This is a genomic window from Acidimicrobiales bacterium (genome assembly GCA_033344915.1).
Taxonomy (GTDB): Bacteria; Actinomycetota; Acidimicrobiia; order Acidimicrobiales; family Aldehydirespiratoraceae; genus JAJRXC01.
Genome location: JAWPML010000001.1, coordinates 1,586,469 through 1,611,072 on the forward strand (window position 1 = coordinate 1,586,469; position 24,604 = coordinate 1,611,072).

Here is a 24,604-nt window from a genome sequence, read left to right on the forward strand (position 1 = left end):
TCACGCCGCCTCGCTCGCGGCGACGAAGTTCCGGAGGATACGGATCCCCAGGTCACCGGACTTCTCGGGGTGGAACTGGCAGGCCCACACATTGTCGCGGGCGACCGCGGCGACGAGGTCGGCGCCGTAGTCGCAGGTGGCGATGACGTCGTCACCGTCCTCGGCGGCGTACGAGTGGACGAAGTACATCCAGCTCTCGTCGGGCAGGTCGACGAACATCGGATGGTCACCGCGTCGGTTCAGCACGTTCCACTGCATCTGCGGCCGCTTGACGGAGTCGGGGATCCCCACCACGGGGCGATCGAAGACCCCCAGACCGTTCACGCCGGGAGCCTCCTCCGACGAGGTGAACAGCAGCTGCATGCCGATGCAGATGCCGAAGAACGGCACGCCGGCATCGATGCGTTCGACGGCCACCTCGGCGAGCCCGACCCGTTCGAGCGCGGCCATGCACGGCCCGTAGGCCCCGACGCCGGGAAGGACCACACCGTCGGCGTCGCGGATCTCGGCGACGTCGGCGGTGAGGCGCGCATCCGCGCCCGCGTGCTCGAATCCCTTGTGGGCCGAGTGCAGGTTGCCGATGCCGTAGTCCAGCACCGCGATGACCGGTCGCCGCGTCGCGGCCGTCACGTCAGAGCGTCCCCTTGGTCGACGGCACCGCGTCGCCCTCCACCCGCACGGCGTCGCGCAGCGAGCGGGCAACACCCTTGAACGTGGCCTCGATGATGTGGTGCGTGTTGCGGCCGCGGCGCCCGACGATGTGCAGCGTGATGCCCGACGCCATCACGAACGCACGCCAGAACTCCTCCACCAGCTGGGGGTCGAACGGTGGATCGCCGAGGATCTTCTCGCCGGGGAAGTCGACCTCGTAGTGCAGGTACGGGCGGCCCGACAGGTCGAGCACGACCTCCACCGCGGCCTCGTCGAGCGGCACCACGATCGACGCGAAGCGCCGCACGCCCCGCTTGTCGCCGAGGGCCGAGCGGAACGTCTCACCGAGGGCGATGCCGACGTCCTCGACGGTGTGGTGCGCGTCGATCTCCAGATCGCCCTTCGCCTGCACGCTCAGATCGAAGGAGCCATGCCGACCCAGCTGGTCGAGCATGTGGTCGAAGAACGGCAGACCCGTGCCGACGCTCGTGGTGCCGGATCCGTCGAGCTCGATCGTGATGTCGATCGAGGTCTCCTTCGTGGCACGGGATGTGGTTGCGGTACGGCTCACGTGAGGATCTCCCTGAGAGCGTTGAGGAATCGGTCGTCCTCGTCGGGGGTGCCGACGGTGACACGGAGGCAGCCGTCGAGGCGGGGCCACGAGGAACAGTCTCGTACGAGGACGGAGGCATCGGTGAGCCGGCGCCACACGTCGGCGCCGTCGAGCTCCCGGGGCCGGAAGAGCACGAAGTTGGCGCCGGAGGGCCAGACGTCGACGGGCAGGTCGACGAGCGCGTCACACAGGCGGCCCCGCTCCTCCACGAGCGTCGCCACCCGGGCGTTCATCGCGTCGAGGTGGTCGAGCGCGACCCGCCCGGCGATCTGGGTCATCGCATCGAGGTGGTACGGCAGCACGACCTTCTCGAGCTCGTCCACGACCCACGACGGGCCGACGAGATAGCCGAGACGGGCCGCGGCCATCGCCCAGGTCTTGGAGTAGGTGCGGCTCACGACCAGGGGCACCTCGGGGCCGAGGAGATCGAGCGCCGAGTGGGCCGCGAACTGTCCGTAGGCCTCGTCGACACAGAGCAGTCCGCCGACCTCGCGGACGAGGTCGAGCACCGCCGCGATCTCCTCGAGCGGGTCGACCACGCCGGTGGGGTTGTTCGGCGAGCACAGGAACGTGATCGCGGGGGTCGACGCCCGTAGCACCCGCTCGACCTCGGCGAGGTCGAGCCCGAAGTCCGGCCGGCGCTCGCCCTGGGCGACCCCGGTGCCGGTGATGCGGCTGAGATGCGAGTGCAGGGCGTAGGTCGGCTCGAACATCGCGGCCGTCCGCCCCGGGCCGCCATAGGTGAGCAGCAGGGTCTGGAGGACCTCGTTCGATCCGTTGGCGGCGAAGACCTGTCCGGGCCCCACCCCGTGCAGTTCGCCGATCCGCGTCCGCAACGCCGTCGCGCTCCGATCCGGATAGCGATGCCAGTCGACGCGCTCGATCTCGGCCGCGACCGCAGCCGAGAACGCCGCGGGCGGCGACTCCGGACTCTCGTTGGTGTTGAGTCGCACGTCGACGTCGATCTGGGGCGAGTGGTACCCGTCCATCAACGCGATCGAGTCGCGTGGCGTGGGCCGGGTCACGACGGCGCTCCCCGTCGGATGCGGATCGAGGCCGCATGGGCATCGAGCCCCTCGGCGCCGGCGAGCGCTTCGACATGGTCGGCCATCGACGCGAACCCGCGCTCGTCGACCGTGACCACGTGGACGTCCTTCATGAAGTCGCGCACCGTCAGAGCGCTCGCGAACCGGGCGGTGCCGTTGGTCGGGAGCACATGGCTCGGGCCGGCGACATAGTCCCCCAACGACGCCGGCGACCACGGCCCGCAGAAGACCGCACCGGCATGGCGAACCAGCGGGAGCAACGCGGCGGGGTCCTCGGTCTGCAGTTCGAGGTGTTCGGGCGCGATGTGGTTGCTCACCGCGATGGCCTGCTCGGGCGAATCACACACCACCGCATAGCCGGACGATGCAAGGGTGGCCGAGATGTCAGCCTGGCGGGGCGCGTCGGCGACCAGACGGGAGATCGCCTCGGTGACCGCATCGGCGAACGACTCGTTCCACGTGACGAGCCACGCGAGGCCGTCCGGGCCGTGTTCGGCCTGCAGGATCACATCGATGGCCGCGAACTCGGCCGGGGCGCTGCCGTCGGCGACGACCACGACCTCGGACGGGCCCGCGAACGACGAGGGAACGCCGACCGTGCCCGCAACCTCCTGTTTCGCGACCGCGACGTAGACGTTGCCGGGGCCGACGATCACATCGACCGCCCGCACGCTCTGCGTGCCGTAGGCGAGTGCGCCGATGGCCTGGGCGCCGCCGACCGCGACGACCTCGTCGACGCCGGCGATCGCCGCCGCGGCGAGGGTGACGTCCGGAACCCGGCCGTCCGGCCCGGGCGGGACGGCCAGCACGACCTCGGCCACACCGGCCACGCGGGCGGGCACGGCGGTCATCAGGACGGTCGAGGGATACACGGCCCGGCCCCCCGGGACGTAGCACCCGGCCCGTTCGACCGCCCGGTGGAGCCCGACGATCGAGACGCCGGGGCGCTCGTGGTCGACGTCCGCGGGCATCTGCGCTTCGTGGTACGCCGCGATGGAGGCGGCGGCCGCCACCAGCGCGTCGCGGACATCGGCCGGGATCCGGTCCAGCGCCGCGGCGATCTCCGCCGGCGGCACCACGATCGACGAAAGCTCCACCCCGTCGAACCGGCGGGTGTACTCGACCAACGCTGCGTCGCCTTCGGCCCGCACCGTGCGCAGGATCTCCCGCACCGCGTCGACCGGTCCGTCCTCCGGCGCGGCGGGGCGCGGGAGCAGGTCGGCCAGGGCGCCGGTGGAGCCCCGGAGATCGATGCGGGTGAGCACCCGACCACGCTACCGGCGCAGACGGATCCCTCCCGCGCCTTTACCCGAGCCGCCCGGATGCTCCAGACTGCCGCCCATGGACTCCGACGCCGCCGAGATCTCATCGCTCACGACCGTCGTCGCGGACGTGGCGTCGCGGGTCGGGCTGATCGCCGAACGGCGAGGTGCCGATCCGGACGATCCCCTCGTCAGCCGCCTCCACGAGATCGAGCGGGCGCTCATCACCGCCGAGCGGCGGCTGCGGTCGACCGCCCGCGAACTCGACTAGGTGCCGCCGATCTCCGGGCCCGCCGACCGTCGTCGCCGGTGGACGCCACGCGAGCAGATCCTCGCCATCGGGCCACTGCTGTTCTTCTGGACCCTCACCGCGACCCTGCTCTGGGTGAGCGCCGAGCAGGACGTGGTCCCCACCGAACGTCTCTTCCTCGACGCGGCCTCCGTCGCCGACGAGCCCTGGTACACCGGGCTTCTCCACGAAATCGGCGTGCTCGGCTGGACCGTGGCCGCGACCGCCGCGCTGGCTGGCGCGTTCGTGGCCTCGCTCGCCTCCCGTCGACGAGCGGCGTGGTTCCTCGGCTCGGGCGCCCTGCTGACGATCGTCCTGCTCACCGATGACCTGACGGGGTTCCACTCCGAGGTCGGGCCCCGCATCGGGCTCCCCAAGTTCACCACGATCGGCGCCATCCTCGGTGGCAGTGTCGTGTGGGTCCTCCTCAACTGGCGGGAGATCAGCCGGACGAGATGGCTCATCCTGCTCTCGTCGCTCGGCGCACTTGCCCTCTCGGTGCTCGTCGACGTCGAACGACGGACGAGCGACGTCCACATCTTCTTCGAGGACGCGCCGAAGCTGTTCGGGATCGTCGGCTGGGCGACCTATTTCGTCTTCACGAGCATCGACCTCACGCGATCGGCTGTGGGGCGGCGCGTCGGCGGCGAAGCCGCCTGATCACCCCGAACCCGACGAGCGCGATGATCGCGACCCAGCGCACCCGGCGGTCGGCCAGCAGATCCACGCCGGCGCTGCCGATCGTCGTCGCGAGGATGATGCCGGGGATGATCCCGAGGCCGGTGCCGATGAGGAACGTCCGGAACCGCACGGTGCTGACGCCGAGGAGCCAGTCGGCGGGTGTCAGCTGGCCGGTCACGATGCGCAGGAGGAAGACCTGGACGAATCCCCCGTTCGCCAGCCGCTCGTCCCAGCCGCGGAGACGGGTCGGCATGTGGTTCTGGGCCCAGTCGCGGGCGAGGTAGCGAGCCATCGCGAACGCGATCGTCGATGCGCCCATGTTCCCCACCCACGACAGCGCGATCGCCGTCGGCAAGGGCCAGACGACCGCGGCGGGGACCATGAAGACCAGCCCGGGAACCCCCGCGGGTTGCAGCGCCCACATGATGAGGAGGAACACGACCGGGCCGAGCGCGCCACGCTCCGTGAAGAACGCCTCGACTCGGTCGCCGTCGCTGACGAAGTCCCACCCGCCGAGGAGCACGAACGCGAGCAACGCCGCGCCCACTCCCGCGACGACGAGGATCCGAGTTCGCACGGCGACGAGTGTGGCCGCTGCGATGGCGGAACGAAAGACGGCGGCGGGACTACCAGCGGGAAAAGAACGGCGGCCGCTCTCGTGCACGAGAGCGGCCGCCAGACGACACAGGGCGGCGGATCCCTCATGTCGTCGATTGTGGCCGAGCGGCGGGTGCTCAGCCAGTACGGAAATATACCCCGCGACCGGACGCCATTGTGTCATTCAGTGGTCAGATTCTCCGGCGAGTCGATCTCAGACGGCGCTCGAGGGGCAGAAGTCGTTGAGGACGCAGTCCTCGCACCGGGGTCGGCGGGCGATGCACACGCGCCGACCGTGGAGGATCATCCGCAGGCTGAACAGCCCGCGCTCCATGGCTGGCACCATCGGGTTGAGTTCGAGTTCCACCTTCACCGGATCGGTCTCCGTGGTGATGCCGAGGAGGCCGGACAACCGCAGTACATGCGTGTCCACGGGGAGCCCCGGTTGTCCGAGGGCGACGCTGCGGACGACGTTCGCCGTTTTGCGACCGACGCCGGGCAGTCGCACGAGGTCCTTCATCGCGCTCGGCACTTCCCCGTCGTAGTCCTCGACGAGCATCCGGGCCATCCCGACGAGGCTCTTCGACTTCTGGCGGAATAGGCCGATCGTGTCGACGTAGGGCTCCACCTGCTCGGGCTCGACCTCCGCCAGTGTCCACGGATCCGGGAAGCGGGCGAACAGCCCCGGCGTCGCCTTGTTCACCCCGACATCGGTCGCCTGGGCGGAGAGGATCGTCGCCGCCAACAGCTCGAAGGCGTTGCGATGATCGAGCTCGCACTCGGCGTCGGGATACTCGTCCGCGAGTCGCTCGTGGGTGCGTCGAGCGCGTCCCTTGGGAGTCCGTGGCTTGGCCATCCGGTGACACTAGCTACGCTGACAGGCGTGGACGTGCGTGTGGACGGACCTCTCGACGGCACGACCCGTTGGGTGCTCGAGGTGGATGCGCCGCGCGCCGACGGCGGCGCCGACGACCAGCTCGAGTCCGCCCTGCGGTCCGCCCTCGACACGCACGTCGACGGTGCGGTCGAACTCTGGATCCGCGAAGTCGACGACGCGTCCGACGCCGCGGCGCGCCGGCTCGGATTCGTGCAGTACCGCGACCTCTGGCAACTCCGCTGCCGCCTGCCCAACGCCCCGAGTGGTCTCCTCACCCGTGCGTTCACCCTCGCCGACCTCGACGACTTCATCGGCGTGAACAACCGAGCGTTTCACTGGCACCCCGAACAGGGCGGCCTCACCCGCGAGCAGGTGCTCGCGACGATGCAGGAACCGTGGTTCGACGCCGACGGCTTCCGCCTGCTCCACGACCACGACGGCGCCGGCGAACTGATCGGCTTCTGCTGGACGAAGATCCACCCGGACGAGACGCCTCCACTCGGGGAGATCTACGTCATCGCGATCGACCCGAGCGCCCACGGACGCGGCCTGGGCAAGCCGATGACCCTCGCCGGGCTGGAGTGGCTCACCGCCGCCGGGCTCGAGCACGGGATGCTCTACGTCGAGTCGGACAACGATCCGGCCAACGCCACCTATGCGGGTATCGGGTTCACCCGTCACCACACGAACCGCGCCTATCGGCTCGACCGATGACCGACACCCTCGATGCCGCCGGCCGGGCTCGGCGGGATGGTCCCACCCTGCGCTACGACGTCAGCCGCGACGAACTCGCCACCGTGCTCGACGGCGAGCCCGCCTACCGACTGGACCAGATCTGGGACGGCATCCACCGACGGGGCGGCGAGCTCGACGACCTCAGCAACGTCCCCAAGGCCCTGCGGGCCCGCCTGGGCGAACTCCTGCCCATGGGGCTCACCCCCGAGACCGAATCCGTCAGCGACGACGGCGAGACCGTCAAGTGGCTCTGGAAACTCCACGACGGGCACCACATCGAGACGGTCCTGATGCACTACGAGGATCGCACGACGGTGTGCGTGTCCTCCCAGGCCGGGTGCGCGATGGCGTGCGGGTTCTGCGCCACCGGGCAGAGCGGGTTCGACCGCCACCTGTCGGTCGGCGAGATCGTCGAGCAGGTCATCCGGGCCCGGCGCACGTCCGCCCCGCGCCGCGTCTCCAACATCGTGTTCATGGGCATGGGCGAGCCCTTCGCCAACTACGACCGCACCTGGGCCGCCGTCGAGCGGATCCACGGCGACCTCGGGATCGGGGCCCGCCACATCACCCTGTCGACCGTTGGCGTCGTGCCGGGGATCGAGCGCCTCGCGACCGAGGCGCTGCCGGTGAACCTCGCGGTGTCGCTCCACGCGGCGAACGACGACCTCCGCGACGAGCTGGTCCCGATCAACCGGCAGTACCCGTTGAACCATCTCGCCGACGCCTGCGAGCGCTATCTGGCCGCCAAGAACCGACGGTTGTCGTTCGAGTGGGCCCTGATCGACGGTGTCAACGACCAGCCGATCGACGCCCGCGAGCTCGCGGCGCTGTGCCACCGGCTCCATGCCCACGTGAACCTGATCCCGCTGAACCCGACGCCCGGCTACCTCACCCGCGGCACCCCGACCGCCCGGGTGCGGGCGTTCCGGGACGAGCTGGTCGATCTCGGCGTGAACACCACGATCCGCCGCACCCGCGGCACCGAGATCGACGCCGCGTGCGGGCAGCTCCGGGCCTCACGCCAGCTCGTCGACCCGCCTCGGCGCCGCTGACCGGTCCGGGACCTCCATAATGGTCCCGTGAGCCAAAAGGTCTGGATCAACAACCGGGTTCCCCAAACCCTCTACATCGCCCAGGTGATGCTCTACATCCGCGGCGCGTTCGGGGTGCTGAGCCTCGGGTCGATCGGGCGCTACGAGCTGTTCGGGTCCGAAGCCATCTTCAACATCGTCATCCTGCTGGCCTCCTTCGGTGCGCTCGCGGGCGCCTTCGGCATCGCCAACTCCTACAAGTGGGGCTGGCGGCTCGGTGTGGCGGCCGCGCTCACGCCCTTCGTACTGCGGCTCAACGTCGCCGTCATCCTCGGTCTGGGCGACGCGCTGCGCTACGACCTCCTCGGCCTGGTGTTCGACGTCGGTGTGCTCGCCGCCCTCCTGCACCAGCAGAGCGCGCAGCACCAGCGGCTCTACTTCCGGTGACCGAACCGGCCGACGCCACGATCCGAACGGACGGCGTCACCCTCGATCCCGATGTGCTCCCGGAGGGCGAGGACAAGCGCGAGGCCGTGCGGTCGCTGTTCGACACCATCGCGCCCCGCTACGACCTCGTGAACCGGATCATGACCTTCGGGCTCGACGTCCGCTGGCGCAAGAAGGCCCTCACGAAGCTGGCGTTGCCCCCGGGATCCCGGATCCTCGACCTCGCCTGCGGCACCGGCGACTTCTGCCGCGAGGCCGCCAAGGCCGGGCTCGAGCCGATCGGCATCGACCTGTCGATGGGCATGCTCGTGGCCGCCCGCACCGATGCGCCGCTGGTGCACGGCGACATCCTCGCCCTCCCCCTCGCCGACGAATCGGCCGACGGCGCCACCTGCGGCTTCTCCCTGCGCAATCTCGTGGAACTGCCCGGCTTCTTCGACGAACTCGCCCGGGTGATCCGCCCCGGTGGCCGGATCTCGCTGCTCGACGCGGCGGAGCCGGAGAACCGGCTGCTCCGCTGGGGACACGGGATCTACTTCGGCCGGATCGTTCCCCGGATCGGCGCGCTGTTCTCCGACCGCACCGCCTACGAGTACCTTCCCAAGTCGCTCGCCTACATGCCGCCCTGGCCCGAGCTGCACGAACGGATCGCGGCCGCCGGCTTCGTCGACGTCGAACGCAAGGTCTTCGTCGGCGCCCACCTGATCACGGCAACCCGCGCCCGGTAACCTCCGCCCATGGCCCCATCCGCACTGTTCACCCAGGGCGTCCACCACGTTTCCGTCAATGTGGACGACGTCGCCGCCTGCCGCGACTTCTACGTCGACACCCTCGGCTTCGAGCAGATCGATCGACCCGACCTCGGGATCGGCGGCGTGTGGCTCCAGATGGGCCCCCAGGAGCTCCACCTCGTGGAGCTGCCGCTCGTCGAAGGCTTCGGTCCCCACTTCGCCATCGCGGTGGACGACATCGATGAGGCGCGGGCCGTGCTGATCGAGCGGGGCGTCGATGTCAGCGAGCCGAGCCCGATCGAGGGCGTGTGCCTCCAGGCGTTCTTCCACGATCCGGCGGGCAACCAGATCGAGCTGAACCAGCGCCTCTAGGCGGTCAGCGCCAGCGACAGGGTCAGGCCGAGGCCGCCGAGCATCTGGGCCCGAGCCGTCATCCCGAGCACGGGTATCAGCGCGGGCCCTCGGGCCCCGCGCCGTACCGCCACAATCGCCATGAGGGCGAAGGGAAGCGCCGCCAGCGCGCCGAGAGTGATGCGTCCGGTGACCGGCGTGGCCGCCACCGCGACCGCCAGCGCCACCACGTGGGTCCCGAGATACACGAGCCGGGTGCGGGCGTCTCCGAGCCGCACGGCGATGGTCTGCTTGCCGGCTTCGGTGTCACCCGGGATGTCACGCAGGTTGTTGGTGAGCATGAGGGCGACGGCCCACAGTCCGACCGTCACACTGCACCAGACCGCGGTGGCGTCCACCCGTTCGAGCAGGACGTAGGTGGTGCCGACCGTGGCGACGAGCCCGAAGAACACGAACACGAACACCTCGCCGAGCCCGAGGTAGCCGTAGGGCCGCGGGCCGCCGGTGTAGGTCCATCCGGCGGCGAGGCAGAGCAGTCCGACGACGAACAGCTCCGGGCCGACCGCCACGGCGAGGGTCGCGCCGGCCAGACCGGCCACGGCGAAGGCGAGGGTCGCGGCCCGCTTCACCGTCGCGGCCGGCACGAGACCGGACCCGACGAGGCGCAGCGGACCGACGCGGGCCTCGCCGTCCGTGCCCCGCACGCCGTCGGAGTAGTCGTTGGCGTAGTTCACGCCGACCTGGAGCGCGAGAGCCACGAGCAGCGCGACCGCGGCGCGCCACCAGGCGGTGTCGCTCCCCTGCCCCACGACGACCGCGGTGCCGACCGCCACGGGCACGATCGCGGCCGGCAGCGTGCGCAGACGCGCCCCGGCGAGCCAGAGCTGTGGGCCCGACGGTGGCGCGTTCACGATGCCCCGATGAGCGACGCCACGGCCTCGACGAGCAGGCGGTGCTCCACCTCGTGGATCCGCTCCTCGAGCGTCTCGCGGGTGTCATCGTCGCGGATCGGCACCACCTCCGAGAGCAGAACCGGCCCGTCGTCCACGCCCTCGTCGGGGACGAGATGGATCATCACGCCGGTGTGGTCGAGGCCGGCGCGCACCTTCGCCTCCCACGCGTCGTCGATCGCGTGGGCGCCCGGAAAGGTGCCGGGCAGCGCCGGATGGAGGTTGACCACCCGGCCGGGGAACCGCCCGAGAAAGGTGTCGGTGAACAGGTGCATCCAGCCGGCGAGCACGATCGCGTCGGGCGCGTGGGCGGCGACCCGTTCGGCCAGGTCGGCGTCGTACGCCTCGCGGGCGGCGCGTGGGTCCTCGTGGCGGTCGCGGTACGGACCGAGCGGGACGAAGTCCTGGGCGATCCCGTGCTGGTCGGCGCGCTCGCGCGCGAAGGCCGTCCGTCGGTTGACGTAGACGGCCTCGATGGTCGCGTCGAGCCGTCCGTCGATGGTGGCGTCGATCAACGCCTGCAGATTGGAACCCGAGCCGGAGGCGAGGACGACGAGGCGCCCTGTCACCGCCAGTCCCCGACCAGGGCGACGCGCTCGTCACCCGACGCCGCGACGAGCTCGCCCACGACGGCGAGCCCGGCGTCGTGCACGAGCGCTCGCTGGGCCGCCGGGACGACGATGACGAGACCGAGCCCCATGTTCCAGACCCGAAACGCCTCCTCGTCCGCGATGGCGCCCCACTCGACCAGGGTGCGGAAGTGCTCGGGCACGTCCCAGCTCCCGAGCTCGAACCGGGCGGAGAGATGGGCGGGCAGCACCCGGGGAACGTTCTCGAAGAGCCCCCCACCCGTGATGTGGGCCAGCGCCAGCGGTTCGACGCCGGCGGCCCGGATCTCGTCCACGGCGCCGAGATACGGCTGGTGGGGCGTCAGGAGCCAGTCGAGCATCTCCGCGGTGGGTTCGTGGTCCTCCAGCAGCAGCCGGATCAACGAGTAGCCGTTCGTGTGCGGACTGCGGCTCGCCAACCCGACGAGCAGGTCGCCCTCGGCGAGGTCGTCGGTGCGGGGCCACAACGTCGCCCGGTCGGCGACGCCGACGATGGTGCCGGCGATGTCGACCGCCCCCGGCATGTAGACGCCGGGCATCTCCGCCGTCTCGCCGCCGAGCAGTGCGCACCCGACAGCCTGGCAGGCCTCGGCCATGCCGGTGACGATCTCGGCGACGATCTCCGGCACGAGCGACGCCGTCGCGATGTAGTCGAGGAAGAAGAGCGGCCGAGCCCCCTGCACGAGAATGTCGTCGACACAATGGTTCACGAGGTCGGCGCCCACGCCCCGCCACGCGCCGTGCCGAGCCGCGAGCTCGACCTTCGTGCCGACACCGTCGGTTGACGCGACGAGCACCTTGCCCGGGCCGAGGTCGTCCGCCGCGAAGAGCCCGCCGAAGGCCCCGAGCTCGGACAGCACCGCCGGCGTGTTCGTCGCCTTGACGACCTCACCGAGCATCTGGACGGTGCGGTTGCCGGCATCGATGTCGACGCCCGCTTCGCGATAGGTGGTCATCGGGGTACCTCTGCCGTCGCCCGGGCGATGTCGGCGCGGTGTTGGGCGCCGTCGAAGTCGATCGCGGCCACCCCCGCGTGGGCGGCGTCGGCGGCGTCGCCGAGATCGTCGCGCACGGCCGTGACCGTCAGCACCCGGCCGCCGGCCGTGTGCACGACGCCGTCGATCAGGCGGGTGCCGGCGTGGAAGACGACCCGATCGTCGCCCCCCGCGGCATCGAGGCCGGCGATGGGGACCGGGTCACTGCTCCGCACCGGGTAGCCGGCGCTCGCCATCACCACGGTGACCGCAGCCCGGTCGGCCCAGGTGATGTCGAGATCGGCGAGTGTGCCGGCGATGCAGGCGTCCATCACGTCGACGAGGTCGCTGGTGAGCAGGGGCAGGACGACCTGGGTCTCCGGGTCACCGAAGCGGCAGTTGAACTCGATCACCTTCGGGCCGTCGACCGTGAGCATCATCCCGGCGTAGAGCACGCCACGGTACGGACGCCCCTCGTCGATCATCGCCTGAAGGGTGGGCGCGATGACCTCCTTGCCGATCCGTTCGAGCAGGGCCTCGTCGGCGATCGGCGACGGATGGAATGCCCCCATGCCACCGGTGTTGGGACCGACATCGCCCTCGCCGACACGCTTGTGGTCCTGGGCGGCCGGCATCACGCGGAAGTCGGCGCCGTCGCAGAACGCGAGGATCGACACCTCCGGGCCGTGGAGTCGCTCTTCGAGGAGGACCTCGTCGCCGGCCGACCCGAACCGCCCCGCCACGAGGATGTCACGGACCGCGGCGGCCGCCTCGTCGCGGCTCTCGGCGACGATGACGCCCTTGCCGGCGGCCAGGCCGCTCGCCTTGACGACGGGCACGTCGTCGAGCGACGCGAGATGGGCGAGCGCGTCATCCACGTCGGTGAATGTGGCGGCCGCGCCGGTCGGAATGCCGTGGCGCACGAGGAAGTCCTTGCAATGGGCCTTCGACCCCTCGAGCTGGGCCGCCGCCGCGCTCGGACCGAACGCCGCGATCTCGCGCTCGGCCAGCCGGTCGACCAGACCCGCGACCAGCGGATCCTCCGGGCCGACGACCACGAGGTCGATCGCTTCGTCGACGGCGAGGGCCACGAGCCCGTCGAGATCGGTCGCCGATGTCGCCACGTTGCGGCACTTCGCCTCGACCGCGGTGCCGGCGTTGCCGGGGGCGACGAGGATCTCCGCGACCTGCGGCGACCGGGCGAGCGTCCACGCGAGCGCGTGCTCGCGGCCGCCACCGCCGACGACCAGGATCCGGCGCCCCATGTCAGTCGCCCCAGACCTTCGCGAACTGCTCCTTGGTCTTCAGCTGGAGCTGGACGAACTGCTCCGCCTCGAACGGGTACGAGCCCGTGAAGCAGGCGTTGCAGTAGCCGTCCTCCGCGTCGAGCCCGCGCATCAGCGCGTCGATCGAGAGGAAGGCGAGCGAGTCGGCGCCGATGTGGGCGCAGATCTCCTCGACGCTCTTCTGGGCGGCGATCAGCTCGTCGCGCGACGCCATGTCCACACCCATGTAGCACGGGTCGGTGATCGCCGGGCAGGCCACCCGCACGTGCACCTCCGCGGCGCCGGCGTCGCGCAGCATCTGCACGAGGGGACCCGACGTCGTACCCCGCACGATCGAGTCGTCCACCATCACGACCCGCTTGCCGAAGAGGTTGTCGCCCAGCGGGTTGAACTTCATCGCCACGCCGGCCGACCGGAGCTGCTGCGTGGGCTCGATGAAGGTGCGGCCGACATAGCGGTTCTTGATCAGACCCTCGGTGTAGGGAATGCCCGACTCCTGGGCGAACCCGACGGCGTGGGGTGTGCCGGAGTCGGGCACGGGACACACGAGATCGGCTTCGACCGGCGCCTCGCGGGCGAGCTCGCGCCCGAGCCGCTGACGGGTGGAGTGCACCAACCGACCGCCGTGCATGGAGTCGGGGCGGGAGAAGTAGATCTGCTCGAACGTGCAGAACGCCTTCTGCTTCGGCACCGCGCCCTGCTCGATGTGCAGACCGTTGTCGTCGATGCGGACGATCTCGCCCGGCTCGACCTCGCGCACCAGCTCCGCGCCGATGGCCGAGAAAGCGCAGGTCTCGGAGGCCAGGACGTAGCCGTTCTCGATCTTGCCGATCACCAGCGGGCGGAACCCCCAGGGATCGCGCACGCCGTAGATCGCGTCGCGGGTGAGGATCGTGAGGGCGAAGGCGCCCTCGGCCCGGCTCATCAGCACCTTGATGCGGCTCATCCAGTCGCCGCCCGCACCGGTCAGGAGGTGGACCATCACCTCGGTATCGCTCGACGTCTGGAGCCCGACGCCGCGTTCGAGCAGCTCCCGCCGCAGGACGTGGGCGTTGACGAGGTTGCCGTTGTGGGCCACCCCCAGCGGACCGTCGATCGTCTCGATCACCTGCGGCTGGGCATTGCGGATGCCGCTGCCACCGGTCGTGGAGTAGCGATTGTGGCCGATGGCGAGTCCGCCCGGCAGGGTGGACAGGTTCTCCTCGTTGAACACGCTGGCGACGAGGCCCTGACCCTTGTGGACGTGGGCCACCCCCTCGTTGGCGGTGACGATGCCCGCGGCCTCCTGGCCGCGGTGCTGGAGGGTGTAGAGGGCGAAGAACGTGAGCCGCGCCGCGTCCTGGCCGGGCGCATGCACCCCGACCACGCCGCACTCCTCGTGGAGATCGTCACCTGCTGGGAACACGGGAATCACCGTCCGGAGAGCGCATGGCGCGCGTCGAGGGCCTTTTGTAGTGCGTCGGTGGGCGTGTCGCCCACACAGGTCAGATGCCCCATTTTCCGGCCCGGCCGCGCGTCGGCCTTGCCGTACAGATGGAGGTGCACGCCGGGATCGGCGAGCGCGGCCGGCCAGGCGGGCGGGCCGTCCGACCACAGATCGCCGAGAAGCTGCACCATTGCGGCGGGGCGACAGGCGCCGTCGCCGAGCGGGAGCGCGCAGGCGGCGCGGAGCTGCTGTTCGAACTGGGAGGCGGGCGCGGCCTCGATCGTGCAATGGCCCGAGTTGTGGGGCCGCGGCGCGACCTCGTTGACCAGCAGGGCCGTGTCGGTGTCGAAGATCTCGACGCACAGCACGCCCACGAGGTCCCAAGCCTCCGCTATCCGATGCGCCAGCCCGCGGGCTTCGTCAGCGCGCGACGACGGGATCGAGGCGGGCACCATCGTGGTGTCGAGGATGTGGTCGACGTGGTCGTTCTCCATCACGCCGTGGTCCACGATCTGGCCGTCGACGCCGCGGGCGACAATGACCGAGAGCTCGCGTACGAAGGGCACGACGGTCTCGACGACCAGGCGGGCACCCTCGAGCTGCTCCCACGCAGCTGCGACGGTGTCGAGCGAGTCGATACGCACCTGGCCCTTGCCGTCGTATCCGAACCGGGCCGCCTTGGCGATCACGGGCCCGTCGAGCGCCTCGACGGCCTCGCGCAGCTCGCCGAGCGTGCGGGCCGGGCGCCAGGGTGCCACGACGACGCCGGCGGCTTCGAGCGCCCGCTTCTCCTTCTCACGGTCCTGAGCCGCGGCGATGACCGAACCGGACGGCCGCACGGGCAGACCTGCGTCGAGCGCCGCGTCGGCCAACCCGGGGTCGACGTTCTCGAACTCCCAGGTGACGACATCGGCTTCGGTAAGGAAGCGGGCGCGGGCCGTCTCGTCGTCGAACGGCGCGGCGATCTCGATCTCGGCGACGCTCCCGGCCGGGCTGTCCTTCTCCCCGCCGGTGAAGACGACGACGCGATAGCCGTGCTGGTGCGCGACCTGCGTCAACATCCGGCCGAGCTGCCCGCCGCCGACGATGCCGATCGTGGAACCGGGGAGCAGCGGGTCGGCCATCGTCAGCGGTCCAGCTCGATGGCCCGGACCTGCGCATTGCGCTGGGCCCGGTAGGCGTGCAGGGCGTCGGCCAGCGCGTCGTCGTGGCGGGCCAGCATCGCGACCGCGAGCAACGCCGCGTTCGTGGCGCCGGCCGGGCCGATGGCCATCGTCGCGACGGGCACGCCCCCGGGCATCTGCACGATGGACAACAGCGAGTCGAGGCCGTTGAGAGCGCGGCTCTTGATGGGGACGCCGATCACCGGGACGATCGTGTGCCCCGCGACCATCCCGGGCAGATGGGCGGCACCGCCGGCACCGGCGATGACGACCTGGAGGCCGCGGGTCTCGGCCGATTCCGCGTAGTCGACCATCAGGTCGGGGGTGCGATGGGCCGACACGACGCGGGCCTCGTGGGCGACGCCGAATTCTCCGAGGGTGTCGGCGGCGAGGCGCATCGTCTCCCAGTCGGAGTCGCTGCCCATGATCACGCCGACGAGCGGATCGTCACTCACGCGGTCGTCCCTCCCGAGTCCCCGACCAGTCTGCATCCTCGCGCGGGCGACGCCACGCGCGTGGGATGAGTTTCGGTCATGTCGCCGCGCCTCGGATCGCGTCGACGACGCGTGGTGCGGCCGGGTAGCTCGCCGGCACCAACGGCGCACCGGTCAGCGCCGCGAAGGCTTCCTGATAGACCCCGGCGGCGAGTTCGGCGAGCGGCCGGTCGAGGGCCGGTGGGTCGCCGTCGCCCCGATAGCCCCGCTCCGCGTAGACGAGACGCACGGCCTCCTTGTCGAGGTTCTCCGGCTCGAGCCCGGCGGCCAGACGGGCGTCGACGGTGGAGGCCCGCCAGTAGCGGGAACTGTCGGGCGTGTGGACCTCGTCGATGATCGTCAGGCGATCGTCGTCGTCGAGCCCGAATTCGTACTTCGTGTCCACGAGCACCAGCCCGGCCGCAGCCGCGAGTTCCTGCCCCCGGGCGAACACGTCGAGGGCGACCGTGCGCACCTCGTCCCAGCGCGCCGCGTCGACCAGGCCGGTCGCCACGATCTCGCGTTCGGTGATCGGCTCGTCGTGGGCGCCCTGCTCGGCCTTGGTCGTCGGCGTGATGACCGGCTGCGGCAGCGCGTCGTTCTTCTGCATGCCGTCCGGGAAGGCCAGGCCGTAGATCTCCCGCTCCCCCGCCGCGTACTTCGTCCACAGGGCGGTGGAGGTCGACCCGGAGAGCCGGCCGCGGACCACGACCTCCACCGGCAGGGTGCGACACCGGCGGCCGATGGTGACGTTGGCGTCGGGGACGGAGACCACGTGGGAGGGCACGATGTCGGCGATCCGTTCGAACCACCACGCGGCGAGCTCGTTCAGGACCTGGCCTCGGTACGGGACGGTGCCGAGGACATGGTCGAACGCACTGATCCGGTCGGTCGCGATCAGCGCGAGGGTGTCGCCCAGGTCCACGATGTCGCGCACCTTGCCCCGGATGACCGGGCCGAGATCCGCGACGGCGGCCGCGTCGATACCGTCGAACGGATCGGCCCACGCGGGGCCGAGATCAATGCTCATCGGGCGGCCCCGACGAACGCCTCGAACACGGGAAGGCCCGAGCCCTCGTCCGGGCCCGACGGCCGCTGCCAGGCGAACACGTGGTCCTCCGGGTGGGGCATGAGGCCGACCACGGCTCCCGACGGATCGCACAGCCCGGCGATGTCGCCGACGCTGCCGTTGGGGTTGGCCGGGTAGGCGCCGTCGGCGGGCTTCAGCGGCTCCTCGATGGGAGCGGCACCCGTGTGCATGTAGCGGAAGGCGATCTGCCCGCCGTCCTCGAGTCCCTGTGTGACACCGGGGTCGGTGACCGCGATCCGTCCCTCACCGTGGGCGATCGGGCAGCGGATCACCGCGCCCTCGGCGGCGGAGAGCCAACTCGTGGTGCGGACGTCCACCCGCAACGTGACCCACCGGCACTCGAACCGGCCCCGGGCGTTCTCGGTGAGCGTGACCGCCCGCGGCGACGACATCGGCCCGGGCAGGAGGCCGGCCTTCACCAGTACCTGGAATCCGTTGCAGATGCCGAGAACGGGCCGGCCCGCGGCCACCAGGGCCGCGAGCTCCTCGGCGAACCAGGTGCGCAGCTCGAGCGCGAGCCGGCCACCCGCGCCCAGCGCGTCGCCGTAGCTGAACCCGCCGGGCAGGAGCACCCCGGCGTGGTCGGCGAACGCGACCCGGCCGTCGCGCAGTTCGTTCACGTGGACGATGCGGGGATCACCGCCGGCGAGCTCGACCGCCTGGGCCGCCTCGCCGTCGCGGTTCGTGCCGGACGCGTGGGGAATGAGGATCGGCGGCTCGCTCATCGCCCAGCTCCCGTGAAGGCCGCGACGGCATCGTCGATGCTCACCTCGACGATGGTGTGGCTCGCCTGCTCCAGGCCTTCGGCGTCGTCGGGTGCGTCCGACACGCGGATCACGATGCGGTCGTCGGCCATCACCTCGCCGATGCGGCGGGCGTGCCCGCCGAGCGTCTCCGCGACCGCGTCACGGTGTTCCGGCGAGGCGGCCAGGACGAGCCGGCCCGGCGCTTCGTTGGTGAGCGCGGCGAGCGGATCGAGCCCGTCGGTCGGCACCGTGACGTGGACGCCCGCACGGGCCCCGAGCGCCATCTCGGCGATGGCGACCAGCAGCCCGCCGTCGCTCGCATCGTGGGCGGCGGCGATCAGTCCGCCGGCAATGGCGGCGTGGACGGCCCGGTAGCGGGGCAACGGATCGTCGAGCGGCTGCGGCACCTCGGTGGCGCCGAGTTCGAGGACGGCGTCCACCAGCGAGCCCCCGAGACGGGCGGTGCCCTCCCCCACCAGCCAGAGATCGTGGCCGGGCTGCATCGCCGCACTGTTGATCGCGTGCGCGATGTCGGGCACGAGGCCGACGGCGGAGATGAGCAGCGTGCCCGGGATCGCCTGTCCGTCGAACTCGTTGAAGAGGCTGTCCTTCCCCGAGATGAACGGCATCCGATAGCGGCGGGCACCGTCGGTGCAGCCCTGTACGGCGCGAACGAGTCCGCCGAGGCGATCCGGCTTGGTCGGGTCACCCCAACAGAAGTTGTCGAGCACGGCGACGCGGTCCGGGTCGCCGCCGACGGCGACCAGGTTGCGCACCGCCTCGTCCATCGCGAGCAACGCCATCGCCCACGGGTCGTGCAGGCCGACGCGGGGACAGATCCCGTTGCTGAGCACCGCGGCGATCGGGTGGTGGCCGGTGCCGAGCGGCTTGAGCACGGCGGCATCGGCGGGGCCGTCGGCGTGCGGGCCCATGAACGGGCGCACGACGGTGCCGCCCCGCACCTCGTGATCGTAGCGGCGGACGATGTCCTCCTTCGAGGCCACGTCGGGGTGCGCGAGCAGGGCGAGCAACAGCTTTGCGTCAGGTGTCGCCGCGAGCGGTGGGGCGGGCGCGGGGTCGGTCCAGGCGCCGACCATCTCGCGGCGAGGAAGCCCGTCGTGCAGGAACGCCATCGGCATGTCGACGACACCGAGGTCACCCTGACGCACGACGAGCCGTCGGTCACCGGTGAAGTGGCCGAGATCGGTGAGTTCGACGTCCCAGTCGTCGCAGAGCGCCCGCAGGGCATCGAGCCTGCCCGGTGGGACCGCCATCACGATGCGCTCCTGGGCCTCGGACAGCCAGATCTCCCACGGCTGCAGCCCGGGGTACTTCAGCGGCACTCCGGCGAGATCGACCTCGACGCCGAGGTCCTCGCCCATCTCGCCCACCGCGCTCGAGAAGCCACCGGCGCCACAGTCGGTGATCGCCGTGTAGAGCTGAGCGTCGCGCGCCCGTTCGACGACCTCGATGCACCCCTTCTCGGTGATCGGGTCGCCGATCTGCACCGCCGACCCGACGGAGTCCACGGTGGAAGCATCCATCCCGGCCGACGAGAAGGTCGCCCCGTGGATGCCGTCGCGCCCGACCCGACCGCCGATGGAGATGATGCGATCGCCCCGCTGGGCTTCGGTCGGGTGCGAGCCGTGGGGCAGGAGCCCGAGGGCGCCGCAGTACACGAGCGGGTTGCCCACGTACCCCTCGTGGTAGAGGACCGCCCCGTTGACGGTGGGCAGGCCGAGCTTGTTGCCGTAGTCGCCGATCCCGGCCACGACGCCGTCACGGATGCGACGGGGATGGAGCACGCCGGTGGGCAACCGGTCGTCGGGCAGGTCGCTGGGCCCGAAGCAGAGCACGTCGGTGCACGCGATCGGCCGGGCGGACACGCCGAGGATGTCGCGCACCACACCGCCGACGCCGGTGTTCGCGCCACCGAACGGCTCCAACGCGGACGGATGGTTGTGGGTCTCCACCTTGAACGCGAGGTCCAGATCGTCGTCGAAGGCGATGATGCCGGCGTCGTCCACGAAGGCGCTGCGGAGCCACCACGGATCGAGCTCCTCGGTGACCTCGCGCAACGCGGGCAGGAGGCCGTCGAGCTCGGTCACGGTGACCGTGCCGTCGGCGGCGGTGTGGGTGAGTTCGATCCGCGCCCGGAAGGTCTTGTGCACACAGTGCTCGGACCAGGTCTGGGCGAGCGTCTCGAGTTCCGCGTCGGTCGGGGCGCGCCCCTCGGCCTCGAAGTGGGCCTGGATGACGCGCATCTCGTTGACGTCGAGCGAGAGCACCCGCTCGCGGCTGAGCGCGGCGAGCGCGTCGTCGGAGAGCCCGGCCAGCGGCACGTCGTCGACCCGGGCGTCGACGCTCGCCTCCCCCGCGAAGACGGGCTCGAGCGCGCCGGTGGTCGACCGCTCGATCGTGTCGTTCGCGAGGAGGCGACGGGTGATCGTGGCGACCGCCGTCGCATCGAGATCGCCGACCAGGTCGTAGCGACGCGCCGTCGACACCTGGATCGCCGGGAGTCCCAACTGAGCCGCGGCCCGCTCCAGCTCACGGGCGTCCGCATCCGTCACGCCGGCCATCGGGGCGACTTCCACCGCCTGACCCACCGGGGCTGGCGGCTCGCCGATCGTGTGGCGGTCGACGACCGGGTCGACCAGCACCTCGGTGCACAGCCGGTCCAGATCGCCGGACTCGATCGCGCCGGCGACGTGGTACACCCGGCTGACCCGGCAGTCGTCGAGTCCGTCGACGCCGATGAGCGGCGCCGAGCTCACGATCTGGGCGCCCTCCGGGTCGTCGGTGGCGATCACGTCGATGCGTAGCGTCACCGCGCCGAACCTAGACGCGCCACCCCGGACCCGCGCGCATCGCGCGGTGCCCGTTTTCCCGGGGTGGGACCAGCGCCTACGGAAGCCGGATCGCGTCGAGTGTCACGGTCTCGAGCGCATCGAGCCGAACCGCCATGATGTCCACGACGGTGCGCCACTTCCCCCAGGGCGATCGCAGCTCGATCCGACCCTCGAGCGCATGCACGAGCGCCGTTGCCGCGCCCCTCGGGAGCGCGACGCGGCTGGTCCGTCGTTCGCCCACGATCAGCTCGTTGCGCGGCCAACACCCGACACCCAGCTGGGTGTCGACGACGTCTCGGATCTCCCGCAGATCGTCGGGACCAGCCACCACGGCACCCGCCGGTACGGGCAGGGACCCGTCCGCGAACGGTCGCAGGTCAGCGGCGCCGGCGGCGAGCCATGCCACCGCCGGATCGTCGTCGACCAGCAGCCGCTCGTACGCGCGGCGGTGCCGGTCGCTCAGAGGCCGGACTTCTCCATGACGTGCACGCCGCAGGCCGACCCGAGGCCGATCACGTGCGCGAGACCGACCTTGGCGCCCTTGATCTGACGATCACCAGCTTCGCCCCGCAGGTGGGTGGCGACCTCGAACACGTTGGCGACGCCGGTCGCCCCGATCGGGTGACCCTTCGAGATCAGGCCACCGGACACGTTGACCGGCGTGGTGCCGTCACGGAACGGCGCGCCCGAGTCGATGAAGTCGCCCGCACCGCCCTTCTCGCAGAGCCCGAGGTTGTCGTAGTGGATGAGCTCGGCCGTCGCGAAGCAGTCGTGGAGCTCGACGAGGTCGAGATCCTTCGGGTCGACACCGGCCGTTTCGTAGGCCTGTACCGACGCGTTGCGGGTCAGCGTGTTGACGTCGGGCTGGACCTGGGCCGACTCCGTGTACGGGTCGGAGGTCAGCACCGAGGCGGAGATCTTCACGGCCCGCTTCTGCACCTTCTTGGGCATGCTCTTGAGCCGCGAGCCGGAGACCAGGACCGCAGCCGCGGCACCGTCGCCCGTGGGGCAGCACATGAGGAGCGTGTTGGGGTAGCTCATCGTGGGCGCCCCCATGATCTCCTCCATGGAGAACTCCTTGCGGTACTGCGCCAGCGGGTTGAGCGTGGAGTGCAGGTGGTTCTTGTACGCCACCTTGGCGAACTGCTCGAAGCCGACGCCGTCGTAGTCGTTCGCGTACTCCATGCCCGCTTGGGCGAAAACGCCCGGCATGCCCTCGGTGCCGATGTAGCCGTCGACCCCGGTGACCGCGCCATAGCGACCATCGGGTTCGTAGACGTGCTTCTCCTTCTTGGAGCCCGCCCCGCCGAGGAGCCCCATCTTGCCCATCTGCTCGGCACCGACGGCGAGTCCCATGTCGGCCTCGCCGGCCTTGATCGACAGGTAGACGGTGCGCAACGCGGTGGCGCCGGTGGCGCACGCGTTGGCCACGTTGAACACCGGAACGCCGGTCTGCCCGATCTGCTTCTGGAGACGCTGGCCGTAGCCCGTGCTCGCCTGGAACAGCGTGCCCGCGCCGATGACGTCCATGTCCTGGATCGTGACGCCACCGTCGGCCATCGCGTTCATCGCCACCTCCGCGCCGAGGTCCACGAGATCCTTGTCGGGATAGCGCCCGAACGCGGTCATGTCGGTGCCGATCAGCCAGACGCTGTCGTCCTCGATCTTCGCGGCGGCGGTCTTCTTCTTCGCCGCCGGCTTCTTCTTGGCGGGGGACTTCTTGGTGCTCTTCGTAGCCATGTTCACGGTGCCTTTCGTGCGTTCAGACGGGTTCGTAGCCGAACGCGACGGCCTCGGTGCCCTCGTCGTCCTTGCCGATCGGATAGGTGGTCAGCTTCAACTTCATGCCGAGCTCGACCGTCTCGGGGGTCGGGTCACAGTTCACCACGTTGGAGCGAACCGTGGTGCCATCGTCGGTCTCGACGATCGCCGAGACGTAGGGCGCCGGAATGCCGGGCGCTGCACGGTGCACGATGGTGAACGCCTTCAGCTTGGCGCCGTTGCGCACCCGCGCCTTCTTGAACTCCTGCTTGCCACAGTTGGCGCACGCATTGCGACGGTCGAAGAAGCGGGCCCCGCAGTTCTTGCACTCGTTGGCCGAGAGATAGGGCCGTTCACCGAGCCGGAGGTAGTCGACGAGCGGAACCTGCTTCTTGGATCGCTTCGTCGCGCGCTTCTTCGCGGGCTTTTTCGCTGCCTTTTTGGCGGCCATCGGTCCTCCGGGTCGGACGAGTCGGAACGCTGCCGAGCGTAACGGCACCACCCCCCAACCCACCAACCCCACCCGAACTGGCGTGTGCATGACCACAGAATCGGGCGGGGTGCACGCCAGTTCGGGAAAGGGAACCGGGCGGGAGCGCTACCAGTGGGTGCGGTGGATGACCTCGTCGAGGGGTGGGCGGGGTCGGGTGGCGGATGCGGACGGACGATCGGGGGCGCGATGGCCGATGGCGACCGTACCGACGGCGCGGCGGCCGGCGGGGACGCCGAAGCGGGCGCGGACGGCGTCCTCGTGGTCGAAGAGTCCGAAGAAGAGTGCGCCCAGGTCACGAGCCTCGGCCTCGAGCAGGAGCGCCATCACGACCGCTCCCCCGTCGACGAACCAGTACGGCACCGGCCAGTCCGCCGGATCTGCGCCGAGTCCGGTGTGGGCCTTGTCGTCCTCGGCGTAGCGGGCCGCGTACGCGTCGGGGTCCACCCACGGGACGATCAACACCGGCGCGGCGAGCAGGCTCGGCCACGGGAACGTCGCCCGGCTGCCGGCCGGAAGCGTCGTGTCCCAGTAGGCGGCGGTCGCCGCGGCACCCTCCAGGACCAGGAACTCGGTCCCGCCGGTGTTGCCCGCCGACGGCGCCCGCCGAGCGCGGTCGACCATCGCGTCCACGACGTCGGCGGCGATTGCGGTGTCGACGAACGCCCGCGTCATGCGCCGCCGCCGAACGACCTCGGCGAACGACGGCGGGGTGTCGCTCAGAGCAGCTTCTCGAGATCCTCGGCCATGGCCCAGCCGAACGCGATCAGCGTGTCGCCGGCCTCCACGTCGAGACCGTCGAGCTGGGCGGCCACATCGGCCGGGATCTTCTCGGGCTTGGCACTCGAGTGATCGAGGACGACGGGCTGGCTTCCGCCACCCCGCACGGTGAACTCGCGGTCCTCGTAGCTGCCGGCGTCGATACCGAAGCGCTTCACGAGGCGACGACCCCACGCTCGCTCCTCACCGGACGCCTTGTGGCCCGGGCGGGGAACGATGTCGTCGAGCGCCTTGTAGGCCTCGAAGGCACCGGCGTCGTTGATCTGGGTGCCCACGAGCACGTCCTCGTCGGGGAACGCCAACACGCTGCGCCGCAGCTGGTCGGTCATGATGGCCCGCAGGACGGTGTCGCGCTTGGTGGTGCGGCAGATGTGGCCGGCACCGATGAGCAGGCTGGGCGTGCCGCCGATGCGCTCGAGCGTGCAGAAGGAGTAGCCGCGGATCTTGCCGCCCTCGCTGGCGACGGTGACGAGCACCCACTCCTCACATTGCTTGGACAGCAGGCCGACCTCGAATGCGTTGGGGGACTCGGCGCACAGATCCGCCATCTCCGCCAGCTCCGCATCGCTGACCGCCGTGCAGTCCTTCGTCTCGACTTCGATCGCCATCGGCTGCCGGCCCCCACTCACGTGAATCGCTTCCCCGACCGCTCGACCGGGCTCATACAGTTTTCAGGGTCCGGGGCCGAATCGCA

The 24,604-nt window shown here is 70.7% G+C and carries 28 protein-coding genes; 7 read left to right on the top strand and 21 right to left on the bottom strand.

Annotated elements, in window-relative coordinates; all coding sequences use genetic code 11:
• Genes hisH through hisD form a run of 4 tightly spaced genes read right to left on the bottom strand, consistent with a single transcriptional unit; the run spans window position 1 to window position 3,575 of the window.
• Window positions 1–630, bottom strand: coding sequence for an imidazole glycerol phosphate synthase subunit HisH (gene hisH / locus R8F63_07625; GenBank protein MDW3218470.1), 630 nt, complete (start codon window positions 628–630; stop codon window positions 1–3).
• 1 nt (window position 631) lies between these two features.
• Window positions 632–1,222 carry an imidazoleglycerol-phosphate dehydratase HisB gene (gene hisB, locus R8F63_07630; GenBank protein MDW3218471.1) on the bottom strand — a complete coding sequence of 197 codons (591 nt, stop codon included), beginning with the start codon at window positions 1,220–1,222 and terminating at the stop codon, window positions 632–634.
• Entirely contained in the window at window positions 1,219–2,289 is a 1,071-nt protein-coding gene (gene hisC, locus R8F63_07635) for a histidinol-phosphate transaminase (GenBank protein MDW3218472.1), read from the bottom strand. Before hisC ends, hisB begins: the two co-directional genes overlap by 4 nt.
• Entirely contained in the window at window positions 2,286–3,575 is a 1,290-nt protein-coding gene (gene hisD, locus R8F63_07640; protein ID MDW3218473.1) for a histidinol dehydrogenase, read from the bottom strand. The genes hisC and hisD overlap by 4 nt, the downstream gene beginning before the upstream one ends.
• A 76-nt stretch (window positions 3,576–3,651) precedes the next feature.
• Between hisD and R8F63_07645 the strand changes: the two genes are divergently transcribed.
• Together R8F63_07645 and R8F63_07650 are read left to right on the top strand one after the other, a co-directional pair.
• Window positions 3,652–3,843 (top strand): hypothetical protein, encoded by a 192-nt coding sequence (locus R8F63_07645; GenBank protein MDW3218474.1) that lies wholly within the window; start codon window positions 3,652–3,654, stop codon window positions 3,841–3,843.
• A complete protein-coding gene (locus R8F63_07650) occupies window positions 3,844–4,521 on the top strand; it encodes a hypothetical protein (GenBank protein ID MDW3218475.1) in 678 nt (225 codons plus the stop codon).
• Here the strand turns inward: R8F63_07650 and R8F63_07655 are convergent.
• On the bottom strand, window positions 4,475–5,119 hold the full coding sequence (locus tag R8F63_07655; protein ID MDW3218476.1) for a VTT domain-containing protein: 645 nt from the start codon (window positions 5,117–5,119) through the stop codon (window positions 4,475–4,477). The genes R8F63_07650 and R8F63_07655 overlap by 47 nt on opposite strands.
• A 234-nt stretch (window positions 5,120–5,353) precedes the next feature.
• Complete coding sequence (nth, locus tag R8F63_07660; protein MDW3218477.1) at window positions 5,354–5,995, bottom strand: endonuclease III; 642 nt, start codon at window positions 5,993–5,995, stop codon at window positions 5,354–5,356.
• A 27-nt stretch (window positions 5,996–6,022) separates the two neighbouring features.
• Between nth and mshD the strand changes: the two genes are divergently transcribed.
• The 5 genes from mshD to R8F63_07685 are packed head-to-tail and all read left to right on the top strand — an operon-like array spanning window position 6,023 to window position 9,332.
• On the top strand, window positions 6,023–6,730 hold the full coding sequence (mshD, locus tag R8F63_07665; GenBank protein ID MDW3218478.1) for a mycothiol synthase: 708 nt from the start codon (window positions 6,023–6,025) through the stop codon (window positions 6,728–6,730).
• Entirely contained in the window at window positions 6,727–7,803 is a 1,077-nt protein-coding gene (gene rlmN, locus R8F63_07670; protein ID MDW3218479.1) for a 23S rRNA (adenine(2503)-C(2))-methyltransferase RlmN, read from the top strand. Before mshD ends, rlmN begins: the two co-directional genes overlap by 4 nt.
• A 27-nt stretch (window positions 7,804–7,830) precedes the next feature.
• On the top strand, window positions 7,831–8,229 hold the full coding sequence (locus R8F63_07675) for a hypothetical protein (GenBank protein ID MDW3218480.1): 399 nt from the start codon (window positions 7,831–7,833) through the stop codon (window positions 8,227–8,229).
• The gene (locus R8F63_07680) at window positions 8,226–8,957 is read left to right on the top strand and encodes a ubiquinone/menaquinone biosynthesis methyltransferase (GenBank protein MDW3218481.1); all 732 of its coding nucleotides are present in this window, start codon (window positions 8,226–8,228) and stop codon (window positions 8,955–8,957) included. Before R8F63_07675 ends, R8F63_07680 begins: the two co-directional genes overlap by 4 nt.
• Window positions 8,958–8,966: 9 nt before the next feature.
• Window positions 8,967–9,332, top strand: coding sequence for a VOC family protein (locus R8F63_07685; GenBank protein ID MDW3218482.1), 366 nt, complete (start codon window positions 8,967–8,969; stop codon window positions 9,330–9,332).
• On the opposite strand, the gene R8F63_07690 is transcribed toward R8F63_07685, so the two are convergent.
• From R8F63_07690 to R8F63_07760, 15 genes are all read right to left on the bottom strand, one after another.
• Window positions 9,329–10,222, bottom strand: a complete 894-nt coding sequence (locus R8F63_07690) for a 1,4-dihydroxy-2-naphthoate polyprenyltransferase (GenBank protein ID MDW3218483.1) — start codon at window positions 10,220–10,222, stop codon at window positions 9,329–9,331. The genes R8F63_07685 and R8F63_07690 overlap by 4 nt on opposite strands.
• Window positions 10,219–10,830: a phosphoribosylglycinamide formyltransferase gene (gene purN, locus R8F63_07695; GenBank protein ID MDW3218484.1), complete on the bottom strand. Its 612-nt coding sequence runs from the start codon at window positions 10,828–10,830 to the stop codon at window positions 10,219–10,221. Before purN ends, R8F63_07690 begins: the two co-directional genes overlap by 4 nt.
• Window positions 10,827–11,825, bottom strand: coding sequence for a phosphoribosylformylglycinamidine cyclo-ligase (gene purM / locus R8F63_07700; protein ID MDW3218485.1), 999 nt, complete (start codon window positions 11,823–11,825; stop codon window positions 10,827–10,829). Before purM ends, purN begins: the two co-directional genes overlap by 4 nt.
• Window positions 11,822–13,108: a phosphoribosylamine--glycine ligase gene (gene purD / locus R8F63_07705; protein MDW3218486.1), complete on the bottom strand. Its 1,287-nt coding sequence runs from the start codon at window positions 13,106–13,108 to the stop codon at window positions 11,822–11,824. Before purD ends, purM begins: the two co-directional genes overlap by 4 nt.
• A 1-nt stretch (window position 13,109) precedes the next feature.
• Window positions 13,110–14,534, bottom strand: coding sequence for an amidophosphoribosyltransferase (purF, locus tag R8F63_07710; GenBank protein MDW3218487.1), 1,425 nt, complete (start codon window positions 14,532–14,534; stop codon window positions 13,110–13,112).
• Window positions 14,535–14,539: 5 nt separating this feature from the next.
• Entirely contained in the window at window positions 14,540–15,679 is a 1,140-nt protein-coding gene (locus R8F63_07715; protein ID MDW3218488.1) for a 5-(carboxyamino)imidazole ribonucleotide synthase, read from the bottom strand.
• Window positions 15,680–15,681: 2 nt separating this feature from the next.
• Window positions 15,682–16,173: a 5-(carboxyamino)imidazole ribonucleotide mutase gene (gene purE, locus R8F63_07720; protein MDW3218489.1), complete on the bottom strand. Its 492-nt coding sequence runs from the start codon at window positions 16,171–16,173 to the stop codon at window positions 15,682–15,684.
• A 76-nt stretch (window positions 16,174–16,249) separates the two neighbouring features.
• The gene (locus tag R8F63_07725) at window positions 16,250–17,221 is read right to left on the bottom strand and encodes a phosphoribosylaminoimidazolesuccinocarboxamide synthase (GenBank protein ID MDW3218490.1); all 972 of its coding nucleotides are present in this window, start codon (window positions 17,219–17,221) and stop codon (window positions 16,250–16,252) included.
• Window positions 17,218–18,006: a phosphoribosylformylglycinamidine synthase I gene (gene purQ / locus R8F63_07730; protein MDW3218491.1), complete on the bottom strand. Its 789-nt coding sequence runs from the start codon at window positions 18,004–18,006 to the stop codon at window positions 17,218–17,220. Before purQ ends, R8F63_07725 begins: the two co-directional genes overlap by 4 nt.
• Window positions 18,003–20,858: a phosphoribosylformylglycinamidine synthase subunit PurL gene (gene purL, locus R8F63_07735; protein MDW3218492.1), complete on the bottom strand. Its 2,856-nt coding sequence runs from the start codon at window positions 20,856–20,858 to the stop codon at window positions 18,003–18,005. Before purL ends, purQ begins: the two co-directional genes overlap by 4 nt.
• 76 nt (window positions 20,859–20,934) lie before the next feature.
• Window positions 20,935–21,285, bottom strand: coding sequence for a hypothetical protein (locus R8F63_07740; protein MDW3218493.1), 351 nt, complete (start codon window positions 21,283–21,285; stop codon window positions 20,935–20,937).
• A 53-nt stretch (window positions 21,286–21,338) separates the two neighbouring features.
• A complete protein-coding gene (locus R8F63_07745) occupies window positions 21,339–22,619 on the bottom strand; it encodes a thiolase family protein (protein ID MDW3218494.1) in 1,281 nt (426 codons plus the stop codon).
• Between the two features lie 22 nt (window positions 22,620–22,641).
• On the bottom strand, window positions 22,642–23,091 hold the full coding sequence (locus tag R8F63_07750; protein ID MDW3218495.1) for an OB-fold domain-containing protein: 450 nt from the start codon (window positions 23,089–23,091) through the stop codon (window positions 22,642–22,644).
• A 147-nt stretch (window positions 23,092–23,238) separates the two neighbouring features.
• Window positions 23,239–23,886: a nitroreductase family protein gene (locus R8F63_07755; GenBank protein ID MDW3218496.1), complete on the bottom strand. Its 648-nt coding sequence runs from the start codon at window positions 23,884–23,886 to the stop codon at window positions 23,239–23,241.
• On the bottom strand, window positions 23,850–24,539 hold the full coding sequence (locus tag R8F63_07760; GenBank protein MDW3218497.1) for a hypothetical protein: 690 nt from the start codon (window positions 24,537–24,539) through the stop codon (window positions 23,850–23,852). Before R8F63_07760 ends, R8F63_07755 begins: the two co-directional genes overlap by 37 nt.
• Between the last annotated feature and the right edge of the window lie 65 nt (window positions 24,540–24,604).